This window comes from Acinetobacter sp. RUH 2624 (genome assembly GCF_000162375.2).
Lineage (GTDB): Bacteria > Pseudomonadota > Gammaproteobacteria > Pseudomonadales > Moraxellaceae > Acinetobacter > Acinetobacter nosocomialis.
Window position 1 is genome coordinate 1,692,804 of record NZ_KI391939.1, and the last position, 16,270, is coordinate 1,709,073.

Consider the following 16,270-nt stretch of genomic DNA (forward strand, 5'->3'; position numbering starts at 1 on the left):
TAAACCATTCTAGTCGGCTACAATACACCTTTAAATAAAATTTTTAGGTCCTTTTCGTGAAGTGGTTACAAATACACATTACCGTTGATCAAGAACAAGTTGAATTCACAGAAACACTTTTAATGTCTCTAGGTGCGGTAAGCGTAACGCTGGATGATGCTGAAGATCAGGCTTTGCTTGAACCATTACCAGGCGAAACACCTTTATGGAATAAAGTTATTGTTACAGGTATTTATCAACAAGACGAACAAGACCCAATTGATGTTGACACTTTAGAAGCTTTCTTAAAAGCTCAACTTCCAGATGTACCTATGCGTCATGAAGAACTTGAAGACCAAGTTTGGGAACGTGCATGGATGGATTATTATGAACCGATTCAAATTGGGGAAAAATTCTGGATCGTACCTGAGTGGCTAGAACCACCAGAAGCAGATGCGACTAATATTAAACTTGATCCAGGCCTTGCTTTTGGTACAGGTAACCATGCAAGTACATTCTTATGTTTACAATGGTTAGGTAAAACCGATGTAAAAGATAAAATCGTTATTGATTATGGTTGTGGTTCAGGCATTTTAGGCGTTGCAGCTTTATTATTAGGTGCTAAAAAAGTCTATGCTACAGATATTGACCCTCAAGCTGTTCTTGCGACAAAACAAAATGCAGAACTCAATGGGGTTTTAGACCGCCTATATGTGGGTCTTCCTGAAGAGTTCGATCAAGAATTCAAACCTCAACAGGCAGACGTTTTAGTTGCAAATATTTTAGCAGGACCGCTCATGGCACTTGCGCCAGAGTTTGCACAATTACTGAAATCTAATGGTGATTTCGCACTTGCTGGTGTAATTGAAGAGCAAGTAGCTGATGTTTCAGGTGTTTATTCTGAATTTTTTGATATATTAGATGTCGAAAAGCGCGAAGAAAACTGGTGCCGCATTTCAGGAAAACGTAAAACAATAAATTGAGATTATTTAACTCATGAATGAAAAACAAACCCGCTGCCCTAAGTGTTTAACAGTTTATAAAGTTTCTCTTACCCAGTTAACTGTTGCTCAGGGTATGGTTTGTTGCCCTAAATGTAATTTAAATTTTAATGCTCTTACCAACTTGGTTAACGTTGAGCTCCCAGAAGCAACAAACTCATCTGTTTTAGCTGACGGCTCGATTCAAACACGATATATGACACATTCTCATGTGTTAGATATCTTTGATCAGAAAGTTGAAAACTCTAATATTGATCTTTTGACATATTTAAATAATTTAAATTACTTCCACAACGAGCCCATCAATGCTCTTCCCAACCTCAACTTAGCTGAACAAGCAACTTCACCCGAACAGGATAATGGTAAAAAGCATAGCTGGTTGTACTATACACTTTGGAGTTCTGCGAATCTGATTCTGATTTTAGTTTTTACTTTTCAGATTCTCTGGTTCAACCCAAAACTTATGCAGCAAAGCCCTGCTATTAGCCATGCATTTAATTATGTCTGTCAAATACTGCACTGCAGTAAGTCAGCTGAACAATATCAACTTCTTTATATAGAAAAGGTAAAGCTACGTAGAATAGATATAGAACATACTCGATTTTCTGGCGTTCTAGTCAATCAAAATAATAAAAGTATTGAGTTACCAAACCTAAAATTAAGTTTTGGTCAAGAAGGCAATCAAGAAGAGATCATTTTTACTCCTCAACAATACTTGGTTGAAAATTTACGAGGCATTCAACGTATCCCAACTAATACACCGTTTAAATTTCAATTTGATTTAAATAAAAGCAAAAAAAGCCTAGTAAATTATCGATTAGAAATTGTCCACCCCTAATTTGTAAAAAAAGTGAAAAAAAAATAAAAAAAAATGCAGTTAATTTGCTCACTTTTTCCTAGACAATGGTATGATACGCGCCACGAAAGCTTTGACTCATATACTCCTCGCTCTCAATTCAAAAAATATACTGTTAAGCATGTGTGCTTTTCTAAATTAAGCGCATAGCCTAACTTTTTTTGTTTTTGAGGGGGCTGTAACAAATATTTAACTATTGTTACGCTTATTTTTTACTCAATACGAAGATTTATGGCAAGCTAATTGTTCTTATGTTTTAGAGTCACTGTTTTAGGATCTAAAACAGGACTCCGTATTTTTAGACCACATTTATATACTACTTTACCCAAGCTAGTATTTGATTTTCGGATTAACTCGCATGAATAGCAAATCTCCTATTTTTACTGCACAATCTGATGTTGCTCTTCGCATCCACGTGGATCGCGCAGTTCGTCATTATTTTGCACAATTGCAAGGTGAGCAACCATCTCAGGTATATGACATGGTGCTAGCAGAAATGGAGAAACCTCTTTTATCTGTAGTTCTTGAATATACTCGTGGCAACCAAACACGTGCCGCAGAGATTCTTGGACTAAACCGCGGCACTTTACGCAAAAAGTTAAAAGCTCACGGTTTAATGAGTGAATAAATGATAAAATGCTCACGACGTCGTGGGCATTTTTTTATGCTTCTAATTGGTTTTAATCCGTAGACTTGAAATTGTTGACTTGAACATCATGACTATTAAACGTGCTTTGATTTCTGTATCAGACAAAACAGGAATTGTCGAATTTGCTCAAAACCTTGCAGCTTTAGGGGTAGAATTATTATCTACAGGCGGCACATACAAGTTGCTTAAAGATAATAACATTGCTGTTGTTGAAGTATCTGAACATACTGGTTTCCCAGAAATGATGGATGGCCGTGTAAAAACACTACATCCAAAAATTCATGGCGGCATTTTAGCTCGTCGTGGTCTAGACGAAGCAGTTATGCAAGAACACAACATTGATCCAATCGATCTAGTTGTTGTCAACCTTTATCCATTTGCAGCTACAGTTGCTAAACCTAACTGCTCTCTTGCTGATGCTATCGAAAATATCGACATCGGTGGTCCGACAATGGTACGTGCTGCTGCTAAGAACCATGCCTCTGTAGGTATTGTTGTAAATGCTTCAGATTACGATACAGTGATTAGCGAATTAAAAGCTACAGGTTCACTTTCTTATGAAACACGCTTCGATTTAGCGGTTAAAGCATTTGAACATACAGCTCAATACGACGGTATGATCGCTTCTTACTTAGGCGCTCGCGTTGGTAAGACCGAAGGTGAAGCTGATTTATTCCCTCGTACGTTCAACACTCAATTAAATAAAGCACAAGATTTACGTTACGGTGAAAACCCACATCAATCTGCTGCTTTCTATGTTGAAGCAAACGCAAAAGAAGCTTCTGTTTCTACAGCAAAACAATTACAAGGCAAAGAATTGTCTTATAACAATATTGCTGACACAGATGCTGCACTTGAATGTGTTAAATCATTTGCTAAACCAGCTTGTGTCATCGTAAAACATGCTAACCCTTGTGGTGTTGCGGTTTCTTTAGACGGTATTAAAGCTGCTTATGATTTAGCTTATGCAACAGATCCAGAATCTGCTTTCGGTGGCATTATTGCATTTAACCGTGAGTTAGATGTTGCAACTGCTCAAGCAATTGTTGACCGTCAATTCGTCGAAGTTATTATTGCTCCAAGCATTGCTGATGGCGTACTTGAGGTAACTGGTGCGAAGAAAAATGTTCGTGTTTTATTATGTGGCGAATTACCTGCAATTGATGCACGTGCTCCGCAACTTGACTATAAACGCGTTAACGGTGGCTTACTTGTTCAAGACCAGGACTTGGGCATGATCACTAAAGATGATCTTAAAGTAGTTACTAAACGTGCTCCTACTGAACAAGAAATTGATGACCTTATTTTCGCATGGAAAGTTGCGAAATATGTAAAATCAAACGCTATTGTTTATGCAAAAAACCGTCAAACTATTGGTGTAGGCGCGGGTCAAATGAGCCGTGTTAACTCAGCACGTATTGCTGCAATTAAAGCAGAGCATGCTGGTTTGGTTGTTGAAGGCGCTGTTATGGCATCTGATGCATTCTTCCCATTCCGTGACGGTATTGATAATGCAGCTAAAGCTGGCATTAAATGTATCATTCAACCGGGTGGTTCTATGCGTGATGAAGAAGTTATTGCGGCAGCTGATGAAGCTGGTATTGCAATGGTCTTCACTGGTATGCGCCATTTCCGCCACTAATTTAAATTTAGTCCTCCCTAACCCTCCTTTTATTCAGGAGGGTTTTCCACAATAATGGAACTATCTCTCCACTTCGAGAAATAGAGGGGGATGAAAAAGGATTAAAGTTAAGGAACAAATTAAAAATGAATATTTTAGTTTTAGGTAGTGGTGGTCGTGAGCATGCTTTAGCATGGAAAATCGCGCAAGATACCAAAGTTACTCAAGTTTTTGTTGCGCCTGGTAATGCCGGAACGGCAACAGAAGCAAAATGCGTTAACGTCCAACTTGATATTTTGGACAACCCTGCAATTATTGCTTTTGCTAAAGAAAATAATGTTGAGCTGATTGTTGTTGGTCCAGAAGCACCATTAGTAAATGGTGTAGTAGATGCTGCACGTGAAGCTGGTTTAAAAATTTGGGGCCCTACTCAATATGCAGCGCAGCTTGAAGGCTCAAAAGCGTTTGCTAAACATTTTTTAAAACGCCATAACATTCCAACTGCTTTTTACGAAGTATTTACTGAAGTTGATGCAGCGAAAGCTTACGTTGAAAAAAATGGCGCACCAATTGTAATTAAAGCTGACGGTCTAGCGGCAGGTAAAGGTGTCATCGTTGCAATGACCAACGAAGAAGCTTTTGCAGCAATTGATGACATGCTTGCAGGCAACAAATTTGGTGATGCAGGTTCACGTGTCGTAATTGAACAATTCCTCGCTGGTGAAGAAGCTTCTTTCATTTGTATGATTGATGGTAAAAATATTTTACCAATGGCAACTTCACAAGATCACAAACGTATTTTTGAAGGCGACCAAGGACCAAACACTGGCGGTATGGGTGCCTACTCTCCTGCTCCAGTTGTAACTCCAGACGTATTTGAACGTGTGATGACTGAAATTATGCGTCCAACTGTTGATGGTATGGCTGCTGACGGTCATATTTACACTGGTTTCTTGTATGCTGGTTTAATGATTGATGAACAAGGTCAACCACGCGTAATCGAATTTAACTGCCGTTTCGGTGATCCTGAAACTCAACCAATCATGATGCGCTTAAAGTCATCTCTTGTTGATTTGGTTGAAGCAGGTATCGCGGGTAACTTACCAAGCGAAGCTGAGTGGGATGAGCGTAAGTCAATCGGTGTTGTACTTGCAGCAGAAGGATACCCAGATAGCGTACGTAAAGGCGATGTGATTTCTGGTATCGGCCAATCACCAGAAGATACTAAAATCTTCCACGCAGGTACTGCAACTCGTGAAGATGGTCACATTGTGACTTCTGGTGGACGTGTACTTTGCGTAACTGCTTTAGGTGACAGCGTTCTTGAAGCACAAATTAATGCTTTAGAAGTATGCGGCCAAGTAACTTTCACAGGTATGCAATACCGTAGTGACATCGGTTACCGCGCGATTGCACGTGAAAAAGCTGAATAAAAGTTAGCAAAAAAAGCTTCCTATTTAGGGAGCTTTTTTATTTTGTACACCAATAGAAGAAAATGATATAAATTTTTATAAGATTTATTAAGATATCAACAAATAGAAAAAAGCCCTCTATATCAACTACATTTTTATTGCTATCATTAGTACATAGTTGTAACTGTCATCAGACACTGCTGTTTTAATAATTTCCATAAAGACTTGCTCTACAAATTATGCCTGTAGAGAGTTTTTTAATATTCTAAATTTATGAATGCTCGTTTGGCTACTGTTGGGGATGAACTGTTTGGGGAAACAGTTTTTGTTTATTAAACAATTACCCTCTGTTATAGCCAAAATATGCAAGCAAATTATGGAACCCCAGAAAAAGATCACAGAGTTTAGACTAGTTGTAATTCCAACTCCTCTTTTTTCATATTGATATAGATCAATCGTTATTGTTCTATATCTTAATCAGGACTTTTTTAAATGAAAAAGCTGATCAGCCTTTTTTTAAGCATGTCAGTAGTATTATTGACAGCATGTAGCAAACAAGAAAATGCTCAACAAGCCGAACAAAACAATGATAGTTCCAAAGTACAAAAGGTAGTAATTGCCTCTACAGGTTCGGATGCTGACATTTGGCGTTATATCGCATCTTTACCTGAAACCCAAGCTGCTGGACTGAAGTTAGAAGTAAAAAACTTCTCAGACTCCGTTTCAATGAATACAGCAGTTGCAAATAAAGAAGTAGATTTGAACGCATTCCAAGCTTATTCTTATCTTACTGTATTTAATAATTCAAACCCGGATAAGATTGCAGCGGTTTCTACCACTTATATTGAGCCAATGGGGATTTATTCAAGTAAATACAAAAAAATTGAAGAACTTCCTGAAGGTGCAATTATTTCAATCCCGGATGATGCTGCCAGCGAATCTCGTGCGCTACTCTTGTTACAAACTGCTGGCTTAATCAAGCTTAAAGCTGACTATAATCCTGTTCAGGGCAGTCCAATTGATGTTATCGAAAATCCCAAAAAGATCAACATCAAACCAATCAAAATGGAAACTGCATTACGTCTTAAAAATGAATTTGATGCAGTTGTATTAAATAATACCATAGCACTCGAGGGAGGTTTAAACGTACTCAAAGATTCTATGTTCTATGAACCTATTGATCAAATCTCAAAAATTAGTGTAAACGTTCTAGCAACTGCTGAATCACGTAAAAATGATCCTGTCTTGCAAAAAGTTGGTAAGCTTTACCACACTGCAGCTGTTAAAAAATACATTGAAGAACACTTTGGTGGAACAAAAGTTGACGTAGACAAACCAATCAGCTATCTCTCAGAAGCTAAATAGTAATATAATAGCCCAAACGTGAAACAGGCAAATTATCTTTGCCTGTTTTTTCTTTCAAGCATAGTTTCTGACGATATGATTCAATTTAAAAACATTTCAAAGCACTATCAGCTCAAAAGCCAAACCATACGCGCACTCGATCAAATCAATTTAGAGATTCCAGAGGGCAGTATTTTCGGCATTATTGGCTATAGTGGTGCAGGTAAAAGTACTTTAATTCGCCTGATTAATTTACTCGAACGACCAAATGAAGGTCAGATTATTATTAATCAAAAGGACTTCACTGCTTTAGATGCACGTTCATTACGTCAGGAGCGTGCAAATATTGGTATGATTTTTCAGCATTTCAATTTGCTTCAAACCAAAACAGTTGCTGAAAATATCGAAATGCCAATGCGCCTGCTAAATTATAAAAAAGCAGAACGTGAAAAGCGTTTAAATGAATTATTAGAGTTTATTGATCTTAAGCATAAAAAAGATGCCTATCCAGATGAACTCTCTGGCGGTCAAAAGCAACGTGTTGGTATTGCGCGTGCTTTAGCAAACCATCCTAAAATTTTATTATGTGATGAAGCCACATCTGCACTAGATCCGCAAACTACTCAATCAGTTCTAGAGCTTTTAAAGAAAATCAATCAAGAACAGAAAATCACAATTGTTATGGTTACTCATGAAATGGATGTCATTGAATCTATTTGTGACCATGTTGCAGTTATGGAAGCTGGTAAAGTGATTGAGCAAGGCTCAACTATTGATATTTTTAGTAATCCTCAGCATCCAACAACTAAAAACTTTATACAAACTGTTTTACATCAGCAGTTACCAGTTAACATTCTAAATCAATTAGAAAATCAGCATCACCACAGCATCTATTGCCTACAATTCTTAGGACGTTCGGCTCAAGAACCTGTAATTCAGTCACTTATTAAACAATATGATATTAGTTTAAATATCTTATTTGCCAATATGACTGAAATTAATGGCACAGTGATTGGTCAAATGTTTGTACAGCTTTTAGGTGACCCGCAGTTGATCAGTCAAGCGATTGAGTTTTTAGAGAAAAATGAAGTGAGCGTAGTTCAATCAGGAGATCAAGTATGAGAGATTTAATCGTACAATGGTTAACTGAACTTACTCAGCCTTTCTGGCAAAGTTCCCTTTCTATGGACCAGTTTGTAACTGCATTACAAGAAACCTTTAATATGGTGTTCTTTGCACTTATATTTGGTGGTATTTGGGGCTTCATCCAAGGCATTATTCTGCTTGTAACTCGCCCTGAAGGGATCTTACCAAACAAATTCATTTATCATTTGCTTAACCCAATTGTAAATGCATTGCGTTCTCTGCCATTTATTATTTTACTTATTGCAGTTATTCCACTTACAAAGTTCTTGGTAGGTACTTCGATTGGTACATGGGCGGCAATCGTTCCTTTAACGATTTATGTTGGACCATATATGGGCCGACTTATTGAAACTTCCCTACTTGAAGTAAATGAAGGAATTATCGAATCTGCTCAAGCAATGGGTGCAACGCCTTGGCAGATTATTTCACGCTTTATTTTACCTGAAGCTCGCAGTTCTCTTATTTTGAACTTAACAACTGCTACGATTAGCCTTATCGGCGCGACTGCTATGGCGGGTGCGGTTGGTGCTGGTGGTATTGGTGACTTAGCAATTTCTTATGGTTATCAACGTTTTGATACAAGCGTCGTAATTTTAACAGTGATTATCCTCTTGCTCTTAGTACAGATTGTACAGACTTTGGGCAACTGGCTCTCTAAGATACGTTAAATCATTTATATACAAATCAAAGCTCCCTAAACGGGGGCTTTTTTTGTTTTTAGAAGTTTTTGTCATCAAACAGTTGAGTACGTGGCTTAATAGCATTTTCTGTTATCATCAGAATTAGCGATTACTCATTTACTCTTTGGATTTAGTTTCAGGATAAAAACAATGCGTTATAGAATTCATTTTATTGATGTGCAAAATGCCCTACAAAACTATATCTGGATTTTAGAAGATACTGAAACTCATGAAGCTGTTGCAGTTGATCCAACAGAAGCTGAGTTAGTCACTCAATTTTGTGATGAGCATCATTTAACTTTAAAGCAAATTTGGCTTACACATTGGCATAAAGATCATATTGGTGGCGTTGCAGATTTAATGGCAAATTCCACTCTAGCTGTATATGGTCCAAGAGACGAATTAAGTAAAATTCCTGGTATTACCCATCCCCTTCAACATGATGACCATCTAAAGTTTAATGATTTAAAAGCAGAGATTATTGCGACACCTGGTCATACCTTAGGACACATTGTTTATTTTATTGAAGAGTTGAATGCGCTCTTTTGTGGAGATACTTTGTTTGCAATGGGATGTGGCCGACTATTTGAAGGTACGGCAGAACAAATGTATCACTCTTTAAATCGACTTGCTGCCCTTCCAACCACAACTAAAGTCTATTGCACACATGAATATACGCTTTCTAATGCTGAGTTTGCTTTAAGCGTAGAACCTGAAAATCATGCCTTACAAGAACGTGCAGAACAAGTTCGTAAGCTTCGCACGGAAGGTAAAATTACCCTACCAAGTAGTATTGAACTTGAGTTGGCAACCAATCCATTTTTACGTGCTGAAAGTGTAGATGAGTTCGCTCAATTACGTAGTTTAAAAGATAATTTCTAATTTTTTGGCTTTATATAAAGATACAGTTTAATTTTAAGAACTGTATCTTTTTGAATAAGGCATGTTTCGTGAAATTATTTTTTACATTTATTGATTTTAAATTAATTTGTTTTGATTAAAATTTACTCTAATTCTTATATTTTAAAATAATTATAAAAATTAAATAGTTAAATTTTATTAGTGATAAAAATGATTACACAAAAACTGAATAAATTCATAAAATGAAGAAGATTGGTTTATCTCTATTACTTTTTTTACAAGTTGCAAAATAAAACAAAGTTTTCCCCCTTTAAAAAATCCTAGTAAATCCCTATTAATAAATAAGGTGTAAGACACGGATAGAAGGAGTTCTCACGTGAAAAAGGTTGTTAAAGCTAAAAATTTAATTGCGTTCCGTATTTGGTTAGAAAAATTAGGATATTCGGTTAAAAATCTTGCCGATGGAAAAGGTTTCACTTTCAGTTTTAAAAAAGAATATGGTTTAGTCACGTGTGATTTGGCTGGTAATGCCTTAGCGATGCAATTAGGTGAAGAGTTTGAGGATCACTTAAAAGCGTAAGCTTGAGCTGTTTTGCATATACTATTTTTAGTATAGGCACCTCAAAAGTTCTACTTCATAAGTAGATCTATATGAGAGTTTGTGAGAAATTTTATACTGACCTCCCATAATTAAGCATTTACATAGAAGATAGTTTTTTTAAATTAAATTTTCGACTAGATAAAATAAAACCTGTAGCATGGCGCCTCTCCCAAATTGCCAATTGCTACAGGTTTTTTATTTCGAATTAAAATTTTAAATAATTAATTCGTTTTAGATTTTCCTAATGCTTTATCTAGAACGTCCTTGTCCAGAGCTTTGTCCCAACGAGCAACAACAATTGTTGCACATGCATTACCAATTAAATTAGTTAAAGCACGACACTCAGACATAAAACGGTCAATACCTAAAATTAGCGCCATACCTGCCACTGGTACAGATGGAACAACCGACAAAGTAGCGGCCAGTGTAATAAAGCCTGCGCCCGTTACCCCTGCTGCACCTTTTGAACTCACCATTGCCACTAAAAGTAATGCAAGCTGCTCACTAATGGATAAGTCTACATTACATGCTTGTGCAATAAATAAAGCAGCCATAGTCATATAAATATTAGTACCATCAAGGTTAAATGAGTAACCTGTAGGAATGACTAAGCCCACTACAGATTTTTCGCAACCTGCTTTTTGCATTTTATCCATGAGGGAAGGTAAAGCAGCTTCAGATGAACTTGTACCTAAAACCAACCAAAGCTCGTCTTTGATATAACGAATCAAAGCAATAATTGAAAAGCCGTTATAGCGCGCCACAGCACCTAGAACAATTAATACAAACAGCACAGCTGTAATATAGAAAGTCATAATCAACAGTAATAGATTACCAATTGATTCGATCCCATATGCGCCGATAGTAAATGCCATAGCCCCAAAAGCACCAATTGGCGCAAGTTTCATTAACATGCCAACTAAGTAGAAAACTGGAGCAGTAAGGTTATTTAGGAAATCAGTGATTGGACGCGCACGATCACCTAAAGCAGCTAAAGAAATACCAAATAACACCGCCACAAATAGAACCTGCAAGATTTCACCACCAGCAAGCGGACTTACCAGTGTTTGCGGGATAATATTCATGAAGAAGTCAGTAATATTGGTAGCATGAGCCTTCTCAACGTAAGTATTTACTTTATCGCTGACTAAGGTCGCTGGATCAATATTTAGGCCTTTACCAGGTTGAATGATGTTTGCCACAATCATACCAACCACAAGTGCAAGACTTGAGAAAGTAATGAAATATAGCATAGCTTTACCAGTCACACGTCCAACTCGACTCATGTTCGTCATGCTGGCAATACCAGTAACCACGGTCAAAAAGATTACGGGAGCAATAATCATTTTAACGATCTTGATGAATGCATCACCAAGCGGTTTTAAGCTTTGTCCAAGTTCAGGGTAAAAATGACCTATTAAAACGCCTAAAATAATTGCAAAAATGACCTGTACATACAAAATTTGGTGAAACTTCTGTTTTTTCTGTACCGTTTCTTGGTCAAGGGTATTGAAATCCATTATCTAAATACCTGTTCGATGGGGATAAAAAATAAAATATAAAGCGTGCACCACAAGCTGCTTTAAAGGAAGTGAAGTCATTGTAAAGAATAAAAAACACCCTGTGTCATAAATTTAAAAAATGTTAAATTCAAAAATCATGTATATTTTTGTATACAAAACAATTATTTTACGGAATTTTTAAAAAATTAAATTTCTTAAAAATAATTAAAATTCAAGATAACTCAATGTTTATTATATGATTTATATTCTTTAAAACTTCCTTAAATGCTTTCAGTATTAATCTTATAATGACTAAAATCATCATTTCAAAAGTAAATGATTAAAATAAATTCATATTTATTCTAAATTATGAGAATTTAATTTTTAAATAATAAGAAATATTGATATATAATTGTTTAATAAAAACAAAAACCTATATGCTTAGGCTAATTAAATGAGCCATTTTTAACTAAAAAGACGAACATATTTCTATGATTTTAAATAAATAGGCGTTTTAAAAGACTACGTACATAATCTAAATTTAATTCCTGATTGGTAAATAGAATCCGAAATAACATGGGAGCAATTACAGTTTCGATAATTTCTTGGTTCGGTATAGTGAACTCATTTCGTAATTTTGCACGATTTTGAATAATGTCGAGTTGCTGAATAATTAAACTTTCGCACATACGTGCATTAGAATCCGAATTTGATGTATACAGAACATCTCGTAATAAATCTTGTCCCACCTCCGAAGCATATTCTTCAAAATATTGCTCAACCCATGCTGTGATATCTTGTTTAAACGAACCTAAATCTTTGGGTTCCATATCAGGTTTAAGTTCATTTAAAGCGACATCTGAAAATAACTGATTGATGTCTCCCCATCGACGATAAATAGTTGAAGGTGTTACTCCCGCCTGTGAAGCGATCATTGGAATGGTAATCTGGCTTTGCTCGAAATCTTTTTGTAATTCTTTTACAGCATTATGTACCGCGGTTTGTATTCTTTCGCTACGGCCACCAGGGCGTAATCCAGTAACAACTTTTGCCATTTATAAACTCTGTAAAGGTCTCGAAAAATTTATAAATATTTATATCTATATACAAAATACACTAAAGCTAAGGATTTGCTTTAGTGTAAAAATAATGTATAAAAGCTAAATATTCGCTTTTATGTTATTCATGTTCTATGAACAATTCAAGTTCAAAACGGTCAAGAGCTGTTTTTCAATTAGATGCCGCGAGTGCTTTGACACTCAATACAATTACGCTCATGACATTTATGGCTGCATCTAGTGCACCAACCCCACTCTACCGCCTATACCAACAGCTCTGGCAATTTTCACCTGTCACACTGACTTTAATTTTTGCAACCTATGCTTTTACACTGCTGGGATCATTACTCATTATTGGGTCACTGTCTGACTATATTGGACGTCGTCCAGTCATCATTGCCGCTATTTCTCTGCAAATTATTTCGATGAGTTTTTTCTTATTTGCATCAGATGTTTCAATGTTATTTATTGCACGAGGCTTACAAGGTATAGCAACTGGTCTTGCAGTTTCTGCTATAGGGGCAGCAATTTTAGATTTTAGTAAGTTACATGGTTCACTGATTAATAGTATCGCACCCATGATAGGCATGGCTGTTGGGATTTTTCTGACCTGTTCTATTTTACAGTTTTCTACTCAACCCTTACGGGTAGTTTTTGAGTTCTTATGCTTTCTTCTTATTTTGGAACTCATTTTAAGTTTTCTTACTCCTGAAACAGCGCAAAAAAGATCCGGCGCACTTGCCTCTTTAAAACCTGCGATGGCGATTCCTCCACAAACGAAAAGCGCTTTATTGACTATTAGTCCAATTAATATTGCACTATGGATGGTTAGTGGTTTCTTCTTGTCACTCATGCCATCGTTATTGGCAAAAATTTTCCATACTTCATCTGCATGGCTAAATGGTATTACCTTTATGGCGCTCGCCCTTTCAGGTGCGGCAGGTATATTAACGCTTAGAAAGTCGACAAATTTCCGTATTTTATTAACCGGTACGCTCTCGATTGCTATCGGTGCTATTGTCTTATTCATCGCCATTAACCTAACCAATGCTGTAGTTCTATTTTTAGGTTCTATTATTACTGGAGTTGGTTTTGGTACGGCGTTTATGGGGGCCATTCGTAGTGTAATGCCATTGGCTCTTCCTGAAGAACGTGCGGGCCTTATGGCTGCTTTTTTTGTTGAAAGCTATTTGGCTTTTAGTATTCCAGCGATTTTAGCGGGGTATTTTGTAGGTAAAATTGGGCTGATGAGTACAGCAAATAGTTATATTGGTTTTATTATTTTATTGTCACTGGTTGCCCTTCTGATGATTATTAAAAATTTTAAAAATAAATAAGTCATAAAAAATAGCCTCACTCGAGGCTATTTTTTTAATAGACGCTTTTTAAATTCTATTAAAAAGTATCTGCGACATACATACGCACCATCTCGCCTTCCTCATCCTTTACCAACGTTAAAAACCGCCAACCACATTTTTCATAAAACTCGGTATGGTCTGTTATTAAATAAAGTGTTTGGATGCCCTGATTACTCAAGTCTTCACGTACAAAATCTAAAATGTGTTTTGCAATGTTTTGGTTTCGATAGTTCTCTTCTACAAATAAAGCACATAAGTTTGGGGTTAAATCTTTACGCTCATGGAAGTCATTATCAATGACTCCCGCTCCAGCAATTAAATGCTTATTTTCATTTAAAACAATGTACCACTGTGGAATAGCATGCTTTTGATCGATGGAAATCTGGATACTCTCAAGATAGGCTTCCACAGGGATTTGCCACTTTTCAGAGAACCACTGTGCAGCCATTTCTTTGTATTGAGGGTAATCAGATAACCGTAATATTTGCATAAAATAGACCTATTCTGTCCAACCTTTTTAAGGTTGAGTCACTGAACTACTAATGGTTTGTTGGGTTGGACTCTCATACGTTGTTTCAGCAACTGGTGAAACACGCCAAATCGTATTACCGACATCATCTGCAACTAACACAGCTCCTGAAAAATCAATTGCCACCCCAACTGGACGCCCATACGCTTTGCCTTTATCACTTAAAAACCCCGTCAAAATATCTTGCGGTGGACCAGAAGGCTGACCACTTCTAAATGGTACAAAAATGACTTTATAACCACTATGAGGCTTGCGGTTCCATGAACCATGCTGACCGATGATCGCCCCACCTCTAAATTGTGGCATCAATTCGGCTGCATAAAATGCGAGGCCTAAAGAAGCAGTATGGTTACCTAATGCATAGTCAGGTTTAATTGCCCGAGCCACCATTTCAGGATTTTGTGGTTTTACACGTACATCTACATGTTGACCATAGTAGCTATAAGGCCAGCCGTAAAAAGCGCCATCTTGAACTGAGGTCATATAGTCTGGTACTAGGTCACTACCAATTTCATCGCGCTCATTAACCACCGTCCAGAGTTTACCGCTTTGAGGTTGCCAAGCCATACCATTTGGATTACGCAGTCCAGTTGCAAATGGACGTGACTGCCCACTTGCGATGTCAAACTCCATAATTTGTGCGCGGCCTTTTTCTTGATCTAAACCATTTTCAGCTACATTACTATTGGAGCCGACGGTAATGTAGAGCTTTGTCCCTTCACGATTGGCAATGACGTTTTTGGTCCAATGATGATTTAAAGGACCACCCGGTAAATCTAGTACTTTAGTACCACTGGCAGTAATTTTGGTTGCGCCTTCTTGGTAAGGGAAACGCATAAGTGAATCTGTATTGGCAACATACAAATAGTTCCCCACCAGTGCCATACCAAATGGTGAATTTAGATTTTGAAGAAATACGGTTTTGTGGTCAGCTATTCCATCTCCATTGGTATCACGAAGTAAAGTAATACGGTTAGCACTCGGATGAGATGATCCTGCTCGTCTCATCACAAAAGTCATAATTTTACCTTTAATGCCTTTGCTGTCTTCTGGTTTAGGCGGAGCATCTGTTTCAGCGACCAATACATCACCATTCGGTAATACATAGAGCCAACGTGGATGTTCAAGTCCTTTAGCAAATGCTTTTACCTTTAAGCCTTCTGCCGGAGTTGGTGCAACACCACTAGGCCAGCCCTTCGCTGGTGCTATATTTACGGTTGGAATTAAGCTTGTTTTTGGTTCAGGTAACTTTGGTTCTGGACCGTAACTCTCGGTAATTGGATATTGAGAGGATGAAGCACATCCTGTAAGTACACATACAACGGTAGTACCTAAAGTCGGCAGTAAAAAACGTGTAAGCATCTTTTATCTCCATTTCTTATTTTTTCGCAATATGCACAGGGTAATGCTTTAGGAGAGAGACTTATAGTTTATTTATTTAACTGTGCTCGGCATTAACGGCTATATTTTTAAACTTTTAATACATAACTGGGTGTTTTCTAGACGTTTAGCATTACTTTAATGCTTAGCTTTAAATTGATACCTTACATTTAGTTTAATTACCTAAAGTATTTATGTTTGCTGATAATCATTTATTAGGTAATTATCTATCCGTGCCTATTTTTTAATTAAAAATTCCTTTACCCTGACTTACTTTAATTATTTTAACTTTC

The 16,270-nt window shown here is 36.9% G+C and carries 15 protein-coding genes; 11 read left to right on the forward strand and 4 right to left on the reverse strand.

The window, feature by feature from the left end; translation table 11 throughout:
• Positions 1 to 56 precede the first annotated feature (56 nt).
• From prmA to HMPREF0014_RS14705, 10 genes are all read left to right on the forward strand, one after another.
• The gene (gene prmA, locus HMPREF0014_RS14660; RefSeq protein ID WP_004886427.1) at positions 57 to 962 is read left to right on the forward strand and encodes a 50S ribosomal protein L11 methyltransferase; all 906 of its coding nucleotides are present in this window, start codon (positions 57 to 59) and stop codon (positions 960 to 962) included.
• Between the two features lie 13 nt (positions 963 to 975).
• The gene (locus tag HMPREF0014_RS14665; protein WP_004886424.1) at positions 976 to 1,818 is read left to right on the forward strand and encodes a zinc-ribbon and DUF3426 domain-containing protein; all 843 of its coding nucleotides are present in this window, start codon (positions 976 to 978) and stop codon (positions 1,816 to 1,818) included.
• A gap of 376 nt (positions 1,819 to 2,194) precedes the next feature.
• Positions 2,195 to 2,464 carry a DNA-binding transcriptional regulator Fis gene (fis, locus tag HMPREF0014_RS14670; RefSeq protein ID WP_001086304.1) on the forward strand — a complete coding sequence of 90 codons (270 nt, stop codon included), beginning with the start codon at positions 2,195 to 2,197 and terminating at the stop codon, positions 2,462 to 2,464.
• A gap of 88 nt (positions 2,465 to 2,552) precedes the next feature.
• Positions 2,553 to 4,127 carry a bifunctional phosphoribosylaminoimidazolecarboxamide formyltransferase/IMP cyclohydrolase gene (purH, locus tag HMPREF0014_RS14675; protein WP_004886421.1) on the forward strand — a complete coding sequence of 525 codons (1,575 nt, stop codon included), beginning with the start codon at positions 2,553 to 2,555 and terminating at the stop codon, positions 4,125 to 4,127.
• Between the two features lie 125 nt (positions 4,128 to 4,252).
• Entirely contained in the window at positions 4,253 to 5,539 is a 1,287-nt protein-coding gene (purD, locus tag HMPREF0014_RS14680) for a phosphoribosylamine--glycine ligase (RefSeq protein ID WP_004886419.1), read from the forward strand.
• Between the two features lie 471 nt (positions 5,540 to 6,010).
• Positions 6,011 to 6,883, forward strand: a complete 873-nt coding sequence (locus HMPREF0014_RS14685) for a MetQ/NlpA family ABC transporter substrate-binding protein (RefSeq protein ID WP_004708030.1) — start codon at positions 6,011 to 6,013, stop codon at positions 6,881 to 6,883.
• Between the two features lie 75 nt (positions 6,884 to 6,958).
• Positions 6,959 to 7,984 (forward strand): methionine ABC transporter ATP-binding protein, encoded by a 1,026-nt coding sequence (locus HMPREF0014_RS14690; protein ID WP_004708029.1) that lies wholly within the window; start codon positions 6,959 to 6,961, stop codon positions 7,982 to 7,984.
• The gene (locus HMPREF0014_RS14695; RefSeq protein WP_004708028.1) at positions 7,981 to 8,676 is read left to right on the forward strand and encodes a methionine ABC transporter permease; all 696 of its coding nucleotides are present in this window, start codon (positions 7,981 to 7,983) and stop codon (positions 8,674 to 8,676) included. The genes HMPREF0014_RS14690 and HMPREF0014_RS14695 overlap by 4 nt, the downstream gene beginning before the upstream one ends.
• A gap of 162 nt (positions 8,677 to 8,838) precedes the next feature.
• Complete coding sequence (gene gloB / locus HMPREF0014_RS14700; RefSeq protein WP_004708027.1) at positions 8,839 to 9,570, forward strand: hydroxyacylglutathione hydrolase; 732 nt, start codon at positions 8,839 to 8,841, stop codon at positions 9,568 to 9,570.
• Between the two features lie 355 nt (positions 9,571 to 9,925).
• The gene (locus HMPREF0014_RS14705) at positions 9,926 to 10,129 is read left to right on the forward strand and encodes a hypothetical protein (RefSeq protein ID WP_000758190.1); all 204 of its coding nucleotides are present in this window, start codon (positions 9,926 to 9,928) and stop codon (positions 10,127 to 10,129) included.
• Positions 10,130 to 10,371: 242 nt separating this feature from the next.
• On the opposite strand, the gene HMPREF0014_RS14710 is transcribed toward HMPREF0014_RS14705, so the two are convergent.
• Entirely contained in the window at positions 10,372 to 11,670 is a 1,299-nt protein-coding gene (locus HMPREF0014_RS14710; protein ID WP_002049225.1) for a dicarboxylate/amino acid:cation symporter, read from the reverse strand.
• Positions 11,671 to 12,149: 479 nt separating this feature from the next.
• On the reverse strand, positions 12,150 to 12,707 hold the full coding sequence (locus tag HMPREF0014_RS14715; protein WP_002049198.1) for a TetR/AcrR family transcriptional regulator: 558 nt from the start codon (positions 12,705 to 12,707) through the stop codon (positions 12,150 to 12,152).
• A gap of 137 nt (positions 12,708 to 12,844) precedes the next feature.
• On the opposite strand from HMPREF0014_RS14715, the gene HMPREF0014_RS14720 reads away from it, so the two are divergent.
• Positions 12,845 to 14,047 carry an MFS transporter gene (locus HMPREF0014_RS14720; RefSeq protein WP_006580569.1) on the forward strand — a complete coding sequence of 401 codons (1,203 nt, stop codon included), beginning with the start codon at positions 12,845 to 12,847 and terminating at the stop codon, positions 14,045 to 14,047.
• A gap of 58 nt (positions 14,048 to 14,105) precedes the next feature.
• On the opposite strand, the gene HMPREF0014_RS14725 is transcribed toward HMPREF0014_RS14720, so the two are convergent.
• Together HMPREF0014_RS14725 and HMPREF0014_RS14730 are read right to left on the reverse strand one after the other, a co-directional pair.
• Positions 14,106 to 14,558 carry a GNAT family N-acetyltransferase gene (locus HMPREF0014_RS14725; RefSeq protein ID WP_004886414.1) on the reverse strand — a complete coding sequence of 151 codons (453 nt, stop codon included), beginning with the start codon at positions 14,556 to 14,558 and terminating at the stop codon, positions 14,106 to 14,108.
• Positions 14,559 to 14,585: 27 nt separating this feature from the next.
• Entirely contained in the window at positions 14,586 to 15,959 is a 1,374-nt protein-coding gene (locus HMPREF0014_RS14730; RefSeq protein ID WP_004886413.1) for a sorbosone dehydrogenase family protein, read from the reverse strand.
• Positions 15,960 to 16,270 lie beyond the last annotated feature (311 nt).

Coding starts and splice junctions, on each gene's coding strand:
- HMPREF0014_RS14690 (WP_004708029.1), top strand. CDS start 6,959: ATGATTCAATTTAAAAACATTTCAAAGCACTATCAGCTCAAAAGCCAA.
- HMPREF0014_RS14725 (WP_004886414.1), bottom strand. CDS start 14,558: ATGCAAATATTACGGTTATCTGATTACCCTCAATACAAAGAAATGGCT.
- HMPREF0014_RS14730 (WP_004886413.1), bottom strand. CDS start 15,959: ATGCTTACACGTTTTTTACTGCCGACTTTAGGTACTACCGTTGTATGT.
- gloB (WP_004708027.1), top strand. CDS start 8,839: ATGCGTTATAGAATTCATTTTATTGATGTGCAAAATGCCCTACAAAAC.
- HMPREF0014_RS14720 (WP_006580569.1), top strand. CDS start 12,845: ATGAACAATTCAAGTTCAAAACGGTCAAGAGCTGTTTTTCAATTAGAT.
- HMPREF0014_RS14685 (WP_004708030.1), top strand. CDS start 6,011: ATGAAAAAGCTGATCAGCCTTTTTTTAAGCATGTCAGTAGTATTATTG.
- HMPREF0014_RS14695 (WP_004708028.1), top strand. CDS start 7,981: ATGAGAGATTTAATCGTACAATGGTTAACTGAACTTACTCAGCCTTTC.
- HMPREF0014_RS14710 (WP_002049225.1), bottom strand. CDS start 11,670: ATGGATTTCAATACCCTTGACCAAGAAACGGTACAGAAAAAACAGAAG.
- purD (WP_004886419.1), top strand. CDS start 4,253: ATGAATATTTTAGTTTTAGGTAGTGGTGGTCGTGAGCATGCTTTAGCA.
- purH (WP_004886421.1), top strand. CDS start 2,553: ATGACTATTAAACGTGCTTTGATTTCTGTATCAGACAAAACAGGAATT.
- fis (WP_001086304.1), top strand. CDS start 2,195: ATGAATAGCAAATCTCCTATTTTTACTGCACAATCTGATGTTGCTCTT.
- HMPREF0014_RS14715 (WP_002049198.1), bottom strand. CDS start 12,707: ATGGCAAAAGTTGTTACTGGATTACGCCCTGGTGGCCGTAGCGAAAGA.
- HMPREF0014_RS14665 (WP_004886424.1), top strand. CDS start 976: ATGAATGAAAAACAAACCCGCTGCCCTAAGTGTTTAACAGTTTATAAA.